Source organism: Phormidium tenue FACHB-1050 (genome assembly GCF_014696925.1).
Lineage (GTDB): Bacteria > Cyanobacteriota > Cyanobacteriia > Pseudanabaenales > Pseudanabaenaceae > Pseudanabaena.
On record NZ_JACJQY010000016.1, the window covers coordinates 48,569 to 64,626 of the forward strand.

Annotated in this window: 13 protein-coding genes; 7 read left to right on the forward strand and 6 right to left on the reverse strand. The window is 42.0% G+C overall.

The features are described from left to right. The first annotated feature begins 82 nt into the window (after nucleotides 1–82). The 3 genes from nadC to H6G05_RS11695 all read left to right on the forward strand — a co-directional run bounded on the left by nadC (nucleotide 83) and on the right by H6G05_RS11695 (nucleotide 3,544). Nucleotides 83–937 carry a carboxylating nicotinate-nucleotide diphosphorylase gene (gene nadC, locus H6G05_RS11685; RefSeq protein ID WP_190578347.1) on the forward strand — a complete coding sequence of 285 codons (855 nt, stop codon included), beginning with the start codon at nucleotides 83–85 and terminating at the stop codon, nucleotides 935–937. Nucleotides 938–1,005: 68 nt separating this feature from the next. Beyond that, nucleotides 1,006–1,878 carry a bile acid:sodium symporter family protein gene (locus H6G05_RS11690; RefSeq protein WP_190578348.1) on the forward strand — a complete coding sequence of 291 codons (873 nt, stop codon included), beginning with the start codon at nucleotides 1,006–1,008 and terminating at the stop codon, nucleotides 1,876–1,878. 64 nt (nucleotides 1,879–1,942) lie between these two features. Beyond that, nucleotides 1,943–3,544, forward strand: a complete 1,602-nt coding sequence (locus tag H6G05_RS11695) for an Hsp70 family protein (RefSeq protein WP_190578349.1) — start codon at nucleotides 1,943–1,945, stop codon at nucleotides 3,542–3,544. A 57-nt stretch (nucleotides 3,545–3,601) separates the two neighbouring features. Here the strand turns inward: H6G05_RS11695 and H6G05_RS11700 are convergent, their stop codons facing one another. The 3 genes from H6G05_RS11700 to mnmE form a co-directional block, all read right to left on the reverse strand. Beyond that, nucleotides 3,602–4,087 (reverse strand): MEKHLA domain-containing protein, encoded by a 486-nt coding sequence (locus H6G05_RS11700; RefSeq protein ID WP_190578350.1) that lies wholly within the window; start codon nucleotides 4,085–4,087, stop codon nucleotides 3,602–3,604. Nucleotides 4,088–4,241: 154 nt separating this feature from the next. Then, nucleotides 4,242–5,447 (reverse strand): oxygen-dependent tRNA uridine(34) hydroxylase TrhO, encoded by a 1,206-nt coding sequence (trhO, locus tag H6G05_RS11705; RefSeq protein WP_190578351.1) that lies wholly within the window; start codon nucleotides 5,445–5,447, stop codon nucleotides 4,242–4,244. Nucleotides 5,448–5,598: 151 nt separating this feature from the next. Continuing rightward, nucleotides 5,599–7,029, reverse strand: coding sequence for a tRNA uridine-5-carboxymethylaminomethyl(34) synthesis GTPase MnmE (gene mnmE, locus H6G05_RS11710; RefSeq protein ID WP_190578352.1), 1,431 nt, complete (start codon nucleotides 7,027–7,029; stop codon nucleotides 5,599–5,601). 566 nt (nucleotides 7,030–7,595) lie between these two features. Here mnmE and H6G05_RS11715 point away from each other — a divergent pair. From H6G05_RS11715 to H6G05_RS11725, 3 genes are all read left to right on the forward strand, one after another. Then, nucleotides 7,596–11,096, forward strand: a complete 3,501-nt coding sequence (locus H6G05_RS11715; protein ID WP_190578353.1) for a PAS domain S-box protein — start codon at nucleotides 7,596–7,598, stop codon at nucleotides 11,094–11,096. A gap of 156 nt (nucleotides 11,097–11,252) precedes the next feature. Beyond that, nucleotides 11,253–12,296, forward strand: coding sequence for a response regulator (locus H6G05_RS11720; RefSeq protein ID WP_190578354.1), 1,044 nt, complete (start codon nucleotides 11,253–11,255; stop codon nucleotides 12,294–12,296). A 169-nt stretch (nucleotides 12,297–12,465) separates the two neighbouring features. Continuing rightward, complete coding sequence (locus H6G05_RS11725; RefSeq protein ID WP_190578355.1) at nucleotides 12,466–13,080, forward strand: precorrin-8X methylmutase; 615 nt, start codon at nucleotides 12,466–12,468, stop codon at nucleotides 13,078–13,080. Between the two features lie 116 nt (nucleotides 13,081–13,196). Here the strand turns inward: H6G05_RS11725 and H6G05_RS11730 are convergent, their stop codons facing one another. Both H6G05_RS11730 and H6G05_RS11735 read right to left on the reverse strand, forming a co-directional pair. Further along, nucleotides 13,197–13,928: a pentapeptide repeat-containing protein gene (locus H6G05_RS11730; RefSeq protein WP_190578356.1), complete on the reverse strand. Its 732-nt coding sequence runs from the start codon at nucleotides 13,926–13,928 to the stop codon at nucleotides 13,197–13,199. Nucleotides 13,929–13,979: 51 nt separating this feature from the next. Continuing rightward, the gene (locus H6G05_RS11735) at nucleotides 13,980–14,207 is read right to left on the reverse strand and encodes a gas vesicle protein GvpG (RefSeq protein WP_094533384.1); all 228 of its coding nucleotides are present in this window, start codon (nucleotides 14,205–14,207) and stop codon (nucleotides 13,980–13,982) included. 71 nt (nucleotides 14,208–14,278) lie between these two features. On the opposite strand from H6G05_RS11735, the gene H6G05_RS11740 reads away from it, so the two are divergent. Continuing rightward, entirely contained in the window at nucleotides 14,279–15,391 is a 1,113-nt protein-coding gene (locus H6G05_RS11740; protein ID WP_190578357.1) for a quinone-dependent dihydroorotate dehydrogenase, read from the forward strand. 29 nt (nucleotides 15,392–15,420) lie between these two features. On the opposite strand, the gene H6G05_RS11745 is transcribed toward H6G05_RS11740, so the two are convergent. Then, nucleotides 15,421–16,017, reverse strand: coding sequence for a hypothetical protein (locus H6G05_RS11745; RefSeq protein ID WP_190578358.1), 597 nt, complete (start codon nucleotides 16,015–16,017; stop codon nucleotides 15,421–15,423). Nucleotides 16,018–16,058 lie beyond the last annotated feature (41 nt).

The window sequence follows — 16,058 nt, forward strand, 5'->3', positions numbered from 1 at the left end:
ATTCCTAAACTGTAGGGGCAATTCATGAATTGCCCCTACAGTTTAGAAACCTTTTCTCAATCATTTAACAAATACCTAGATAATGCTCCCTCCTTTTATTGTTTTAGATCCGATTCTTGAAAACTGGTTACGTGAAGATATTGGACGAGGCGATCGCAGTACCAGTGGGTTATTCCCAAATGGTTATGCTCCCCTTGGCAAAGCAGTATGGATTGCGAAAGCAGATGGAGTAACTGCGGGTTTACCAGTTGCCGCCAGAGTATTTCAATTGTTGGATCAATCAGTAAATTTTGTGGCGATCGCGCAGGATGGGAAGCCCGTAAAATCTGGAGACTTGATTGCAGAAATTAATGGTAGTCTCGCTACATTGCTCATGGGTGAACGGGTTGCGCTAAATCTAGTCATGCGATTATCGGGAATTGCTAGTGTGACTGCGGAATATGTCAAGGCAATTTCTGGTACGAAAGCTCGTCTAGTCGATACTCGTAAAACTATTCCTGGGATGAGATTATTAGAAAAATATGCCACATTTATCGGTGGGGCGATCAATCATCGCTATGGCTTAGATGATGCGGTGATGCTCAAGGATAATCACATTGCGGCGGCGGGAGGTATCACCGAAGCAGTGCAACGTGTGCGAGAAAACATTCCCTTTACAACATCGATTGAAGTGGAAACTGAGTCAATTAATCAAGTCAAAGAAGCAATGCAGCTAAATTTGGATGTGATTATGCTGGACAATATGCCATTGTCGATGATGAGTGAGGCGATCGCTTTAATTCGTCAGCATAGCCCCCAATCTAAAACCGAAGCTTCGGGCAATATTACCCTCGATACGATCACTCAGGTTGCAGAGCTAGGCGTAGATTATATTTCCACTTCGGCAATGGTGACGCGATCGCATTGGCTCGATATTAGTATGCGAATTAGCTCCTAAATAATAAAGTGCGGCGCTTCGTGCCGCACTTTATTACCCTAAACACAATACCCATTTCACAACAAAAGATGCAAGAAAGTATTTTTACAACTTTAATCTTACCCATTGCTTTAGCCTTAATCATGCTGGGGATGGGGCTATCGCTAAAGTTTGAGGATTTCCAACGGATCACCAAATATCCTAAGGCTGTGGCAGTGGGATTATTTAGTCAAATCATTCTGTTACCAATCATCGGCTTTGTAATTACCAAAATTGTGCCAATGCCACCAGCGATCGCAGTGGGACTGATGATCATTGCTATTTCTCCTGGTGGTGTGTCATCAAACATGATTACTTACCTCGCATGTGGAGATGTCGCACTGTCGGTGACACTGACGGTATTCAGTAGCATTATCACCATATTTACGATTCCGATACTTGCAAATCTGGCTCTAAATCATTTTCTCGGACAGAGTGCTGCGATCGCCTTGCCAATTGGAACGACAATGGGACAGATCTTTTTAATTACAATTATTCCCACTGCGATAGGAATGTATATACAGTATAAGTTTCCTGAGCTTGCCCGTAGTTTAGAAAAGGTTACTAGTCGCCTAGCGATCGGCTTTCTTGCTTTAATTATTCTGATTCTAGTTATTCGTGAGTGGAGTCGCTTACCTGAGTTTATTTTGCAAGCTGGAGCAGGGGTGGTTTTGCTGAATATATTCTCAATGACAGCAGGTTTTGTGATCAGTAAATTGCTAAAGCTTAGTCCACCGCAGCAAATTTGTGTAGCGATCGAAGTTGGTATTCAAAATGGAACTTTAGCGATCGCGATTACAGCAGGAATGTTGGGCAATCAAGATATGGCAATTCCTGCGGCTATTTATAGTCTGTTTATGTATATGACTGGATTTGGGGCAATTCTCTATGGCAAGAGCTTATCGAAAACTGCCTCAGTTTGATAATAATTATTTTGCCATCGTGGTAATTAATTCAGTTACTACAATGAGTTGAGGAACTAAGATTATGGAATATGCGATTGATTTTGGAACGAGTAATACTGTTGTTGCGAGAATTAATGAGAATGGAGAGATTGAAACTGTCAAGTTAGATGCTTATAGTAGTTTTATTGCTGACAATCCACCATTAATTCCTAGTTTTGTATATGTACAGGATGCTATCAAAGAGCAGGTACTAATTGGGCAGGAAGTGAGCGATCGCGGTTTAGACAACAAAAGCATCAAAGGTGAGCCGCGATTTTTTAAAGCTTTTAAACGAGCGATTGGTTCTAACGTGTCGATGTTTGTGCCAGAAATTGATGGGCGCGAAATAGAATTTGAACTAGTGGGAGAATGGTTCTTAAAGAGAATTATTGCTTGCTTGCCTGATGCTGACTCACTGATTTTTACCGTTCCTGTCGATAGCTTTGAGTCCTATCGAAACTGGTTAGGCAAAGTTTGCGAGAAGTTAACCGTTGATCAAGTCCGCATCCTTGATGAACCAACGGCGGCAGCTTTGGGTTATGGGCTTAATGGTGGTGGTGAAACTCTGTTAGTGGTGGATTTTGGTGGTGGAACTTTAGATTTATCCTTAGTGAAATTATCATCAGGACAATCTCAATCTGCGGTCAATCAACCTAAATCACCTCTAGGCTTTTTACTGAAATGGGGCGATCGCACGATCAAAAATACATCTACATCCAATAATCAAAGTTCACAAACAGCAAAGGTTTTCGCGAAAACAGGTCAAAATCTCGGCGGGATTGATATCGATAACTGGATTGTTGATTATTTCCATAAAGAGCTAGGATTACCCAAAAACTCTATCGTAACGCGCTTGGCTGAACGCATTAAAATCTCTCTTTCGAGCAGCGAATCAGTAACGGAAGTTTATTTTAATGATCAAACCTTTGAATCTTATGAATTGACTTTGACGCGATCGCAGTTAAATCAAATCCTTGAACAACAGAAATTTTTTGCTAATCTCGATCAAGCTCTTGATCGTATTCGTCAACAAGCAACACGCCAAAATATTGACCTAGACAAGGTTGATGCAGTTCTTCTTGTCGGTGGCACATCCCAAATTCCTGCGGTGAAAGAATGGGCATTAAAACATTTCCCATCGGAAAAAGTAAAAGCCAATAAACCCTTTGAGGCGATCGCTCATGGAGCAGTTTCCCAAGGCTGGGAATTGCAGGACTTTCTCTATCACAGCTATGGTGTGCGCTATTGGGATAAAAGATACAAAAAACATAACTGGCATACCATTGTTAAATCTGGTGCAATCTATCCCCTAGAAAAGCCAGTAGAACTTACACTCGGCGCGTCTATTGCCGATCAGCCTAGCATTGAGCTAGTCATTGGTGAGTTAGGTGAAACCAATGTGGAAGTATATTTTGAAGATGAGAGGCTGGTAACCCGTGTTTTAGATGGCAAACAAGTTGCTGTGCAGATCCTTAATGAAAATAGCAAAGCGATCGCTCAACTCGATCCGCTTGGTCAAACGGGTAGCGATCGCATTAAAGTCCTCTTTCAAGTAGATCAAAAGCGAACATTGCGAATTACAGTGCAAGACTTGTTAACGAAGCAGAACCTATTAGACGATGTAGCTGTAGTACAACTCGTATGATCCTGTATATTGCGGGTGCGTCGCGCCCGCAATATACGACTATTTTGTATTTTGGTATTAGGCGATCGCTTCCCAGTTAGAAAAAGTTGCTGCTTGTCCCCACAATTTGTCGTTTTTGTCCACTACGTTCCAGATAATTGCTTGATTGATATAAAAGCGATCGCCTGTACTTGCAATCCGAATCCCGCGATAATCACTGATATATCCTTGAGATTTTGCCTGCGCTAATAGTTGTTCTCTTTCGCTACGTTCCATTGGCTCAGCCGTATATCTTGATGGCGTTGAAGTGAAAGTCTGCCAATCCATTTTCCATAGTTCTAATGCTTTTTGATTGCCGTAGTTGAGAATTGGATCGGCTTGAGTGCCATGGGAAACAACTACAAAATTTGCATTAAATAATAAATTAGCAATTTCTTCTGGTGTTTGGCGATCGGTCACTGGCATTAAAGGTTTGCCAGTCCAATAGTGAAAGCTATACAGCAATAGTTGAATATGTTGTAATAGTTCTTTTTGTAACCAAGGTTGAGATTTATCTATATTCATAGGTATTTTTAAATTGGATGAATCAAATACTGCCTTCCAACCGAAGAATCAATGGTGCGGTGCTTCGCGCCGCACCATTGATTCTTTTTAATGTTAGGACTTACGCTGTAGCCCTTTGAGACGGGATAAATAGAGTCAGCGCTTTGCGCCGAATCTATTCTTTTGGGTTTTGAATCGCAGAACCATTCGTGGTAATGCGATCGTCAAAGACAAAACATTCGCCTTCCCAAAGACTTTCTTCGGGAGGAATTTCTGCTAGATATTTGAGAATGCCACCCTTGAGATGGTAGACCTCATCAAAGCCTTGAGCCAACATATAGGCACTAGCCTTTTCGCAACGGATACCACCTGTGCAGAACATGGCGATTTTTTGCTGCTTGCGATCGCTCAAATTCTCCTCGACATACTTAGGAAACTCATGGAAGAAATCTAAATTGGGATCAATTGCTCCTTTAAAAGTACCAAACTCCACCTCATAAATATTGCGCGTATCAATAACCAATACATCAGGATCGCTAATTAATTGGTTCCAATCTTGAGGATTTACATAGGTTCCCACTTCTTTGCTAGGATCAATATCAGAAACTCCAAACTTTACAAGTTCTTTTTTAAGTCTTACCCTGAGCTTGTTATAGGGCATGACATCACAATAGCTTTCTTTATGCTCTAGCCCTTGCAAACGTGAGTCAGATCGTAAGTAGCTTAAGAGCGCATCGATTCCCTCTCGACTACCCGCAATCGTGGAGTTAATTCCTTCCTGTGCTAATAAAATCACCCCTTTTAGTTCATGACTATTACAAAAATCTGTAATCACAGGACGCATGGATACATAATCAGCAAGATCAGCAAAATGATAAAACGTAGCGACAACAAAAGGTTCGGGCTTCTCTAAATACTTAGCAAGCGACTTTTCCATAACAAAATTGGTCAGCTTTTCACCACGACAAGTTACCTGCTGTTCTGTAACTACAGAAAATCCCCGACTTTTAAAAAAGGCTCTCGCCGTAATACTTACTTCTACAAATAAACGTTCTATTTTTAATTCTAGAGCTTTTGCCTCGATCGCTTGATATAACCGCGTTCCTACACCGCAGCGCTGATAGTCCTTATGGCAAAAGAAACAATCAATATGACCATTAGTTTCGAGTTGAGCAAAACCAATGATTTCGCCTTCTTCTTCCGCAACATAGGTAAAGTTGCTAGTGCAGTCTTCTGTCCAATTGGTGAAATATAAATCATCTGGAGCCCAAGCCTGTACCTGTGCAGGCGAATAGTCGCGAATATTTACCTCGCGGATAGTGTCATGAAACAACTTGGCGATCTGGTCGCTGTCTTGTTTTTGAAATAATCGAATTAGCATAGTTTTAACATTTATAGAATGGGTAGCGTTTCGCGCTACCCATCTCTACTCTAGATCAAACGAACCATAAGAAATTTTTTGAAAATGTTGCTTTGCAATATTTTCAAAAAATTTCTTGGTTTGGTTTTGAGCGCAAAGCGCTGTAGGTTGTTTATTTGCCAATGCAAAATCTACTGAAGATTTGATCTAGAACTGATTCCGTAACCTCTTCGCCTGTAATCTCACCGATAGCACTAATGGCATCTCGTAAATCAATTGTCCAGAAATCAAGCGGTAACTGATCGGCGATCGCAATTTGCACATTAGCTAAGGATTGCACCACCCTTAACAAACAAGCTTTCTGACGCTGATTAATGGCAACCTCTATATTTGCCGCAGCGATCGCATCTTGGTGGATACATTTTAAAATCGCCGCTTCGAGATCCTCGATTCCCTGTTGTTGAGAAGCCGCAGTTTTGACAATGGGAATACCCTCACCCCCCAGCCCCCTCTCCCGCAGGAGAGGGGGAGTAAAGATATAATCTTGCTCCCCTCTCCCTATGGGAGAGGGGCTGGGGGTGAGGGCAAGATCAATCTTATTCATCACCAAAATTACAGGGCGATCGCGTACAGTTTCATAGATTTCCGAATCCTTCTCAATCCAGCCCACACTTGCATCAATTACCATCAATACTAAATCCGCTGACTGAGCAGCTTGGCGCGATCGCTCCACACCGATCTTTTCCACTACATCCTCGGTTTCCCTAATCCCTGCGGTATCGAGAACTTGAATGGGAATACCACCCACCACCAATTGCGAATCAACGACATCGCGAGTTGTCCCTGGCAAATCCGTAACGATCGCCCGATCGCTACGGCTCCATGCATTTAATAAACTCGATTTACCGACATTAGGACGACCGACAATCGCCACTTTTAAACCCGTTCGCAATAGTTCCCCGCGATCGGCTGTGGCTAAAATTTGTTGCGATTCTTGAGAAACCGTCTTAACTTCTGCTTTGACCCATTCCACATCAAGGGGTGGCAAATCATCTTCAAAATCAATCCGCGCTTCGATTTCAGTTAAGACATTTAAGCATTTACCACGCAAATATTTTAAAGATTGTGCTAGCTTGCCACGAAGAGAAGCGATCGCCGATTGGGCTGCTTGTGCTGATTTAGCACCAACGAGATCATTAATACTTTCAGCTTGCGTAAGATCAATTCGACCATTGAGAAAAGCCCTTAAACTAAATTCCCCTGCTTCTGCTAGTCTTGCACCCTGCTCTAAACAAAGATTTAACACCTGCTGCACTGCCATAATTCCCCCATGACAATGAAACTCTACGACATCTTCGCGGGTAAAAGAACGAGGCGCTTTCATCAATAACAATAGGCTCTCATCGACAATAGTTTTCGAGACTGGATGCTTCACGTAGCCATAAAGAATACGATGACTTTCCCAAACTTGTTTCCCGCCTGCATGGAAAAGCTGTTGCGCGATCGCCATTGCCTGCTCTCCAGACAATCTCACAATGCCCACACTCCCCTGCTGCGGTGAAATTGCCGTGGCAATGGCAGCGATCGTGTCAGATAGACTCATACCGTTACTCTCAAAAACTGAATAAATGACTTATAGCGCTTTTCAAGCAAACGAGGTACATGGTTTTGTTTCCCCACCGAAGGCGGGGAAACAAAACCATACTTCAACTGATAAACGCTATATAGCAATTTGGATCAAACACCTCCAGAGATTTTTTGAAAGTGTCGCTAAGCAACACTTTCAAAAAATCTCTGGGCTTGGGGTTGAACACCCCGCGCTTTATGATTGCTATAGAAAATAATCTTATGATTGTTATAGAATAGAAAAGACAAGACTGTAAAAAAACGCTAAAAACTAATTTTGTGATGTTAAGGGGATATATGCCACAAGAGAATTTTTTAAGATAACCATATAGATTTTAGGGCTTTTAAGTCAAAACAACTGAAAACCCTTAAATTGACTAAATTACAAAGTTTTTTGGGAATATCACTCGACAAATTTATATTATTTTCTTGTCTATTATTAGATTAATTTCGTATCTGGGTCTTCTTTAAATTATGCCTAAACCTACTAATGGAGATTTGCCAGCTTACCCAGAAAGACACAGAAATTCTTTAAATAAGGGGATGACAAAAACAGCAAAAAGTACAGTCCAAGAAACATTGAAATTGCACCAAGCAATTTTAGATAGTGCCAACTACTCAATTATTGCGACAACCATTGATGGAACAATTTGTGCTTTCAATACCACGGCTGAGCGTTGGCTAGGCTATGCAGCATCAGAAATAATTGGCATTTGCTCTCCTGAGCGCTTTCATGATTTGTCTGAGGTTCAACAGCGGGCGATCGCCTTAACAGAGGAGTTAGGAAAACCCATCCCTGTAGGCTTTGAGGTATTTGTTGCCAAGGCGAAATTAGGGCAAATCGAAGAAATCGAATGGACATATATCCGTAAAGATGGATCGCGATTTCCTGTAATGCTTTCCATTTCAGCACTGCGAAATGACGACAATCAGATTTCAGGCTTTTTAGGTATTGCTACCGATTTGTCAAGCCGAAAGTTTGCCGAGTCTAAGTTACAAACTACTTTACACGAGTTAGAATTTCAAAAATTTGCTCTTGACCAAGCCGCGATTGTTGCTGTTACTGATTTAAATGGAGCGATCACCTATGCCAATAGTAAATTTTGTGAAATTTCTGGCTATAGCCAAAATGAATTAATAGGAAAAAACCATCGATTTATTAATTCCGAGTATCATTCACCAGAATTTTTTGCCAACCTGTGGGATACCATCTCCAGCGGTAAGGTTTGGCGTGGCGAAGTTCGCAATAGGGCTAAAGACGGCTCATTTTATTGGACTGACAGTACGATCATCCCCCTACTAGATGATTGTGGTAAGCCGATGCAATATCTAGCAATTCGCTTTGATATTTCCGATCGCAAAAAATTTGAAGAAACGCTGCGTCTCCAAGAACGGGCGATCGCTTCTAGCCACAATGGTATCGTCATTACTGACTTTCGTCGCCCCAATAATCCGATTGTCTACATAAATTCTGCATTTGAGAAAATAACTGGTTACGAAGCTAGCGAAGTGATGGGTAAAAATTGTCGTTTTTTGCAAGGAAGCGATGTATTTCAACCTGAAAAAGATATTCTCAGAAATGCAACTTTGAAAGGAGAATCTTGCAGTGTTGTCATCAGAAACTATCGCAAAGATGGCTCTTTATTTTGGAATGAGTTAAATATTTCGCCAATATTTGATGATATTGGTAGAGTAACTCACTTTATTGGTATCCAAACAGATATCACAGCGAGAAAAGAGGCTGAGAAAGATTTAAAAAGGCAAATGCGTCTTACGGTATTACTTAACCGCATAACTGATGAAATTCGCCAAAGTCTGGATATAAAAAGCATTTTTCAAACGGCGGCTCATCAGATTCAGTTGGCTTTTCATGCTAGTCGTTGTCTGATTTATAAGCTGGATTATCAAAACCAAGATTCAGCATTACAATCTCAAATTTCTCTAATGTCAGAACAATTAGCTGAAAGAGTCTTTTCAGTAAAAGATATTGAATTGCCGCTGTTAGATAGTGATTTCGGAAAAAGAATTTCTAGTCAAGATCAAGCGATCGCCATTACTAATGTTTATACCGAGCAAGACTTAGATGAATTTGGCGAACTGTTCTATCGAATGCAATTGCGATCGCTTTTAGCGATCCGTACTTCATCCCATGGATTAACCAATGGGATTATTTTATTACACCACTGTAATAGCTTTCATGAATGGACAATTGAAGAAAAAGAGTTGTTTGAATCGGTAGCAAATCAAGTTAGTATTGCTCTCTCGCAAGCAAATTTACTAATCCAAGAAACCCGTCAAAGGGAACAACTAATCAAACAAAATAATGAGTTAGAAGAAGCGCGAGTGATCGCGGAAGCAGCTAATCGATCTAAGAGTGATTTCTTAGCAACCATGAGCCACGAGATCCGTACGCCCATGAATGCCGTAATTGGGATGACAGGAGTATTACTAGACACAAATTTGACTAGAGAGCAACGGGAATTTGTGGAGATTGCTCGTAATGCGGGTAATACCTTGTTGACGATCATCAATGACATTTTAGATTTTTCCAAAATTGAATCAGGACATTTAGAACTAGAAGAACAAACCTTTGATTTGCGAACTTGTTTGGAAGATACGATCGAGTTGCTCTCAGCTAAGGCATTAGAAAAAGGTATTGAACTTGGTTATTTGATTCATCCCGATGTGGATTTGATTGTGATCGGTGATATGACACGATTACGACAAATTTTGGCGAATTTAATTGGCAATGCGATCAAATTTACGAGTCGAGGCTCTGTCAATATTTCGGTTACCCAAATGCTTGTTTCGCATTATTTGCGTTGTGAACTTAGCGATCATCATGAAGAATCTCAGTTGTTGCGAACTTTACAATTTGCAGTGAAGGATACAGGCATTGGTATCCCTAGCGATCGCTTATATCGACTATTTCAGCCCTTTAGCCAAGTAGATGCCTCCACCACTAGACAATATGGAGGAACTGGGCTAGGGCTGGCGATCAGTAAACGTCTGAGCGAACTGATGGGTGGCACGATGTGGGTGGAAAGCGGTGAGCAAAAAGGTTCTACTTTTTACTTTACGATTACGGCTCCCGTTAACATTTGGGAACAACCTGAACCAATCAATATTAATGATTCACAACTGATCTCACCCACGGCGCGATCGCCTCAGGTAATTAGTCAAACCATCAGTCAAAATATTGCTCAAAACCTAGCTAATCAGTCAAATACAGCTCAAATTTCCCTAGTCTCACCAAAGAAAAGTTTTGCCTTTGATCCACTCATGGCAAGAAACCATCCATTGCGAATTTTGCTAGCCGAGGACAATGTGGTTAACCAAAAAGTAGCCATCCATATTTTGCAACGAATGGGCTATCGGGCTGATGTGGCCGCTAATGGATTTGAGGTACTATCGGCGCTTTCACAGCAGCCCTATGACTTAGTGTTTATGGATATGCAAATGCCTGAGATGGATGGACTTGAGGCGACTCGACTGATCGAGCAGAATTTGCAAAGCGGTAAAATCATCTCCAAGCCGAGGATTGTGGCGATGACGGCTAATGCTATGCAAGGCGATCGCGAGATTTGTCTAGCCGCAGGTATGGACGACTATCTCAGCAAACCCATCATTAACGCTGAACTTGTGCGGGTTTTGCGAGAATGTCCGTCTGTGATACCAAATAAATCTAGTCCATTATCTTCAATTAATATTTCTACTCTTCATGAAGTCGCGAGTGATATTGGCGGCGAAGATCCAGAATTTTTGATTGAACTGATTGACAGTTATCTAGATAATACGCAATCACTCCTCCAAGAGTTATATACTAGCTTTGCACAGAAAAATTTTGAGGTGATGGTGCGAACTGTTCACACCTTGAAATCCAGCAGTAGTGTAATTGGTGCAGAAGATCTCTCAACTCTATGCCGCGAATTGGAAACAAATCTACGCAATCAAAAATATGAGGACTTAGATATCAAAATCAATAAAATTACTGATGAATATGCAAATGTTAAATCTGAGTTAGAGCATGAAAAATATCACTAAGTAGCTAGGCATAAGTAAACTAGAAAACCAGAAGATTGTTCCGCCCACCATGCAGGCGGAACAATCTCTGGCTTTGGGTTTTAACTATGCTAAACCACTTACACTCTTCAGGTAGACGCATGTCTGTTAACGTCAATTTTACCGTCTAACCATGTAATGACAATCGATGATATTAGCGATCGCCATAAGCAGCATCCTAACCAAGAAGTAAGCCCAGATATCAATATTCAAGAAAAATCATCATCCAAGACTGCTCAGATTTTAATAGTGGATGATGATTTGTTTATGCGAAAAATTTTGGTGCGCTATTTGGAGCGGGAAAATTATCGTGTGGTTGAGGCTGCTAACGGGATGGAAGCGTTAAAGCTTTATCAAGAATATCAGCCAGATATCATTTTACTGGATGCTATGATGCCTGTGTTAGATGGCTTTGAATGTTGTTCACGGTTGCAAAAACTGCCTCATGGTGATCATACGCCTGTTTTAATTATTACGGCGCTGGAAGATCGCGAATCTGTAGATCGAGCTTATGCGGTGGGGGCTTCAGACTATGTTACTAAGCCCATTCATTGGGCGGTACTACGGCAAAGGGTGCGCCGTTTACTGGAGCAAGCCAATCTCCGCCAGCAGCTTGAAGCTGCCAATCAACAGTTAGCTGTTGTGGTGCAAGAGCTAAGAAGATTGGTTTCCATCGATGGCTTAACGCAAGTGGCTAATCGTCGTTGCTTAGATGAATATCTAGAACAAGAATGTAAGCGATCGCATCGAGAACAAGTTCCAATTTCCTTGGTGTTATGCGATATCGACTTTTTTAAAAACTACAACGATAACTATGGACATCAAGAGGGGGATCATTGCTTGCAGCAAGTAGCCCAAGCAATCAGTAAGTCAACCAATCGTCCTGCGGATTTGGTGGCTCGGTATGGGGGGGAAGAATTTGCGATTATTTTGCCAAACACCGATGCCGAAGGGGGGATGAATGTGGCGATTCGGGCTACGGAAATTGTGCGATCGCTGCAATTGCCGCACGATTACTCGAAAGTTGCTAATCATGTGACGATTAGCTGTGGTGTGGCGACACTTTTCCCAGCTCAAGATTTTGAAGTGATGCATTTACTCAAATCGGCTGATCGCGCCTTGTATGTCGCTAAAGCCGAAGGTCGCAATTGCGTCAGGCAAAATGTTTATGTCCCAGAATAATCCCAAAATACAAAGCGGCTAAGCCGCTTTGTATTTTTACCCCCAATAGCGAGAGGCGGCGCTTCGCGCTGCCTCTCGCTATTGGGGGTAAAAATCGCGACGTTCTCTAAAATATGGTACGGTCATAGCTGAATGCTATATGACTAAACTACGGTAATCGCATAATTTTATGGAATGGCATATTACGGACGCACAAAGCTTAGCAATAATCGACAACGAGATTGGTGAACACTCACTTTCACCATCTGAATATGAAATTGTGCGCCAAGTAATTTATGCAACCGCAGATTTTGAGTATAAAAATCTCGTCAGTTTTTCTGAAAATTCCCTACAGGCTGGAGCCACAGCCCTCGCTACTCGCACCACAATTATCGTAGATGTCCCAACGGTACAAGCGGCGATCTTTCCTAAAATCTGTGGTACTTTTGCCAATCCTATTTATTGTGGTTTTGAAGCGATTACCCGTCCCCAAAAAGGTAAAACCCAAGCAGCTTGGGGAATTGAAACTTTGGCAAAACGCTATCCTGAAGCCATTTTTGTGATCGGTGAGTCGCAAACAGCATTGGCAACTTTGGTAGATTTGATCGAGATGGAGGATGTTAAGCCTGCTCTGGTAATTGGTACTCCTGCGGGGTTTATTGACACCGATGTGATCAAGTCACGTTTAAATGACTCATTAATTCCCCATATTCGTGTTGATGGTCGTAAAGGCAATGCGATCGCTGCCGCCGCGATATTTAATTCACTAGTCAATTTGGCATGGCAAGCCTACGGCAATAAATAATTATCAAGGTGACGCTCCGCGTCACCTTGATAGCTACAATACCCAAAAAAGCGAGTGGCGGCGCTCCGCGCCGCCACTCGCTTTTTTGGGTTTGGTTTGACGACAGCTATAAAATTTTATGACCAGATGATACCTGTTAAATTTGCCTCTTGGGTCAACATCCCCTCAGTGACAGCGTCTGCCATTTTTGCTTTACTTAAGTTAGCCTTATAAAAATTTACGCGAGATAGATCAGAACCTTGGAGATTGGCACTGGTGAGATCGGCTTCGCTCAGATCGGCATCACATAAACTTGCACCGTACAGACTCGCAAAAGTTAGATCTACCTCACATAGCATGGCTTTATTTAGATTTGCACCATTGAGACTAGCCCTACTCAGATCAGCACGTTGCAACATCGCCTCATTTAGCCCAGCCCCAAATAACCGCGCATCCCTGAGAATAGCCTCACTAAGATCAGCACGATTTAGCTTGGCTTTACCCATATTTGCGCCATTTAGTTTTGCACGGGGTAATTTGGCTTTGTTCAAAATAGCCCCATACAAATTCACCCCATAGAGCTTGGCATCACTAAGATTGGCTTCACTAAGATCCGCCTCTCCTAAATCAGCGCCACTGAAATTAGCACTGACAAGGTTAGCGCGATATAGCTTTGCACCATTAAAATCTGCACCATTTAGTTTTGAGTGGCTTAAGTTTGCACCATAGAGACTTGATTCACTCAGATTTGCACCACTGAGATCGGCATGACTTAGGTCAATTCCATTCATATCCGTTTTACTGAGATTGACTCCTGCAAAGTTGCGGCGACCTGCGTGGTAGCTATTGATTAGTTCACTGACTTCCATTAGTTTGTACCGTTTCTGTCAAGAATAAACCAGAGGGCAACGCGCTCTGGTTTATTCCTCTTGTTCATTGATTTCTGCTTCCATCGCTTCTAAAATCTCTTGTTCTTGAGCCATGAAATCTTCTTCACTAATATCACCAAGATCAAATTTTAGTTGTAAAGTAGTGAGCCGTTTTTGCAGGTTTTCGGTTTTTTCTAATTCAGTAGTCGCCCTTTCTTCGATTTGTTCTGCAATCCAGACTAGTCCATCGAGGGGTGCTGTCAGTAGTTGCCATATCATTGGGAAATGTACTCCTTAATTCCTTATTGCCGCTTTTCTTGCTTCGCAAGAAAAGCTAATTAACTAAACCTATGTTAAGTGCTGCCTATCAATATGGGGTGCGTCCCCTGTTATTCTCCCTCGATCCTGAAGCTGCTCATCATTTAGCGATCGCCACTTGTCGGCGGATTAGTGAGTCATCCATACTACAAGCGATCGCCAAGTCCACCTTTTACTATAGCGATTCGCGACTGTCACAAACTTTATGGAATCTAAAATTTGAGAATCCCGTTGGGTTGGCAGCAGGTTTTGATAAAAATGCAGAAGCGATCGGCGCATGGGAACATCTGGGCTTTGGCTTTGCAGAAGTAGGGACAATTACCGCCCATGCTCAGTCTGGCAATCCCCAACCACGTTTGTTTCGCTTACCTAGCGATCGCGCTGTTTTGAATCGCATGGGTTTTAATAATCGCGGTGCAGCAGCAACAGCATTAGATCTCAAAAATTATTTGCAAGCTCATAAGCTGAGTATTCCCCTTGGTATTAATCTGGGCAAGTCTAAAATTACGGAGATCGCTGAAGCGAAATTAGACTATGCCGAAAGCTTGCGATCGCTTTACGAGTTTGGTGATTATTTTGTAGTCAATGTTAGTTCACCCAATACGCCGAATTTACGGGATTTGCAAGCGACCGATCAGCTATGTGGAATTCTTGCGGAGCTAAATCCGATTAATATACAGAACAAGCCGATTTTAGTAAAAATTGCCCCAGACTTGAATGATGCCGATATTGTGGAAGTGGTTAAGGCAAGTCAAGCCTACGGTGTAGCAGGGATTATCGCTACGAACACGACGATTTCACGACAGAATTTAACAACTACGCATCTAGCAATGACTGGTAAACCTGTCACCGAAGAAGCTGGCGGTATCAGTGGTCAGCCTGTGCGCGATCGCTCTCTGGAAGTAATTAACCTGATCTGGCAAACTACACAGGGTAATCTTCCAATCATCGGCGTGGGCGGGGTTTTCACAGCAGAGGATGCTTGGCAAAAAATTACAGCTGGAGCGACGATCGTGCAGGTTTATACGGGCTTAATCTATGAAGGTCCAATGATTGTTAAGCAGATCTTGCAAGGTTTGGTTGCTAAGTTAGAAGTCAATGGCTTAGAGAATATTCAACAGGCGATCGGGCTAGCCCATAAATAAAAAGAAGACGGGCAAAGCCCGTCTTCTTTTTATTTAAATGGTAGTAAGAGAATACTCAGAATTGTTGATACTTCATTGATGAAATAATCGCGCTGATCGATTTTGAGAGTGCGATCGCATAATTGCATAAATTTCCAATCTGTCCCTGTAGTTACACAGCCATAGATAGATTGATCCGCTAAACCCGCTTTCTTATTGACTATTTGGGCTGCGATCATCTCTGCTGCACATTGCCCTAAGCCAGATTTAATATTTTCATTTTTAGCTTCAACCAACATCAAGACAGGCGATCGCACTTCATAGGAATCCTTAATGGCACTGAGAATATAGTCACAGTAACCAGTTAAGCCCTGTGTTGGATCGATGTTAAATTCTGTACCAGAGAAAAATCCAATTTCATAGTTGAGTTGACGACGTATCTCTAACAGCACAGGTGCAATCACCATTTCTGATCGTGCTTTTTCAGTATTGATCGCGGTAGCTAGTGCAAGGTTTTCATCCAGTGTGGTGATTAGATAATTGCTAGCTGTAGTTGGCAAAATATTAGGAAAGAGACTTTTTGGCTCTTCGATAACTAGCCCAAAAGTCTCTCGAACGCGGGATAGGTTGAAGTCGCTATAAGCCATATCGATTAACCTGATAGCAAAAGTTTTGATTATTCTTTTCT

Excerpts from the sequence above, each read along its gene's own strand:
- nadC (WP_190578347.1), top strand. The coding sequence starts at position 83 with ATGCTCCCTCCTTTTATTGTTTTAGATCCGATTCTTGAAAACTGGTTA.
- H6G05_RS11690 (WP_190578348.1), top strand. The coding sequence starts at position 1,006 with ATGCAAGAAAGTATTTTTACAACTTTAATCTTACCCATTGCTTTAGCC.
- H6G05_RS11695 (WP_190578349.1), top strand. The coding sequence starts at position 1,943 with ATGGAATATGCGATTGATTTTGGAACGAGTAATACTGTTGTTGCGAGA.
- H6G05_RS11700 (WP_190578350.1), bottom strand. The coding sequence starts at position 4,087 with ATGAATATAGATAAATCTCAACCTTGGTTACAAAAAGAACTATTACAA.
- trhO (WP_190578351.1), bottom strand. The coding sequence starts at position 5,447 with ATGCTAATTCGATTATTTCAAAAACAAGACAGCGACCAGATCGCCAAG.
- mnmE (WP_190578352.1), bottom strand. The coding sequence starts at position 7,029 with ATGAGTCTATCTGACACGATCGCTGCCATTGCCACGGCAATTTCACCG.
- H6G05_RS11715 (WP_190578353.1), top strand. The coding sequence starts at position 7,596 with ATGACAAAAACAGCAAAAAGTACAGTCCAAGAAACATTGAAATTGCAC.
- H6G05_RS11720 (WP_190578354.1), top strand. The coding sequence starts at position 11,253 with ATGACAATCGATGATATTAGCGATCGCCATAAGCAGCATCCTAACCAA.
- H6G05_RS11725 (WP_190578355.1), top strand. The coding sequence starts at position 12,466 with ATGGAATGGCATATTACGGACGCACAAAGCTTAGCAATAATCGACAAC.
- H6G05_RS11730 (WP_190578356.1), bottom strand. The coding sequence starts at position 13,928 with ATGGAAGTCAGTGAACTAATCAATAGCTACCACGCAGGTCGCCGCAAC.
- H6G05_RS11735 (WP_094533384.1), bottom strand. The coding sequence starts at position 14,207 with ATGATATGGCAACTACTGACAGCACCCCTCGATGGACTAGTCTGGATT.
- H6G05_RS11740 (WP_190578357.1), top strand. The coding sequence starts at position 14,279 with ATGTTAAGTGCTGCCTATCAATATGGGGTGCGTCCCCTGTTATTCTCC.
- H6G05_RS11745 (WP_190578358.1), bottom strand. The coding sequence starts at position 16,017 with ATGGCTTATAGCGACTTCAACCTATCCCGCGTTCGAGAGACTTTTGGG.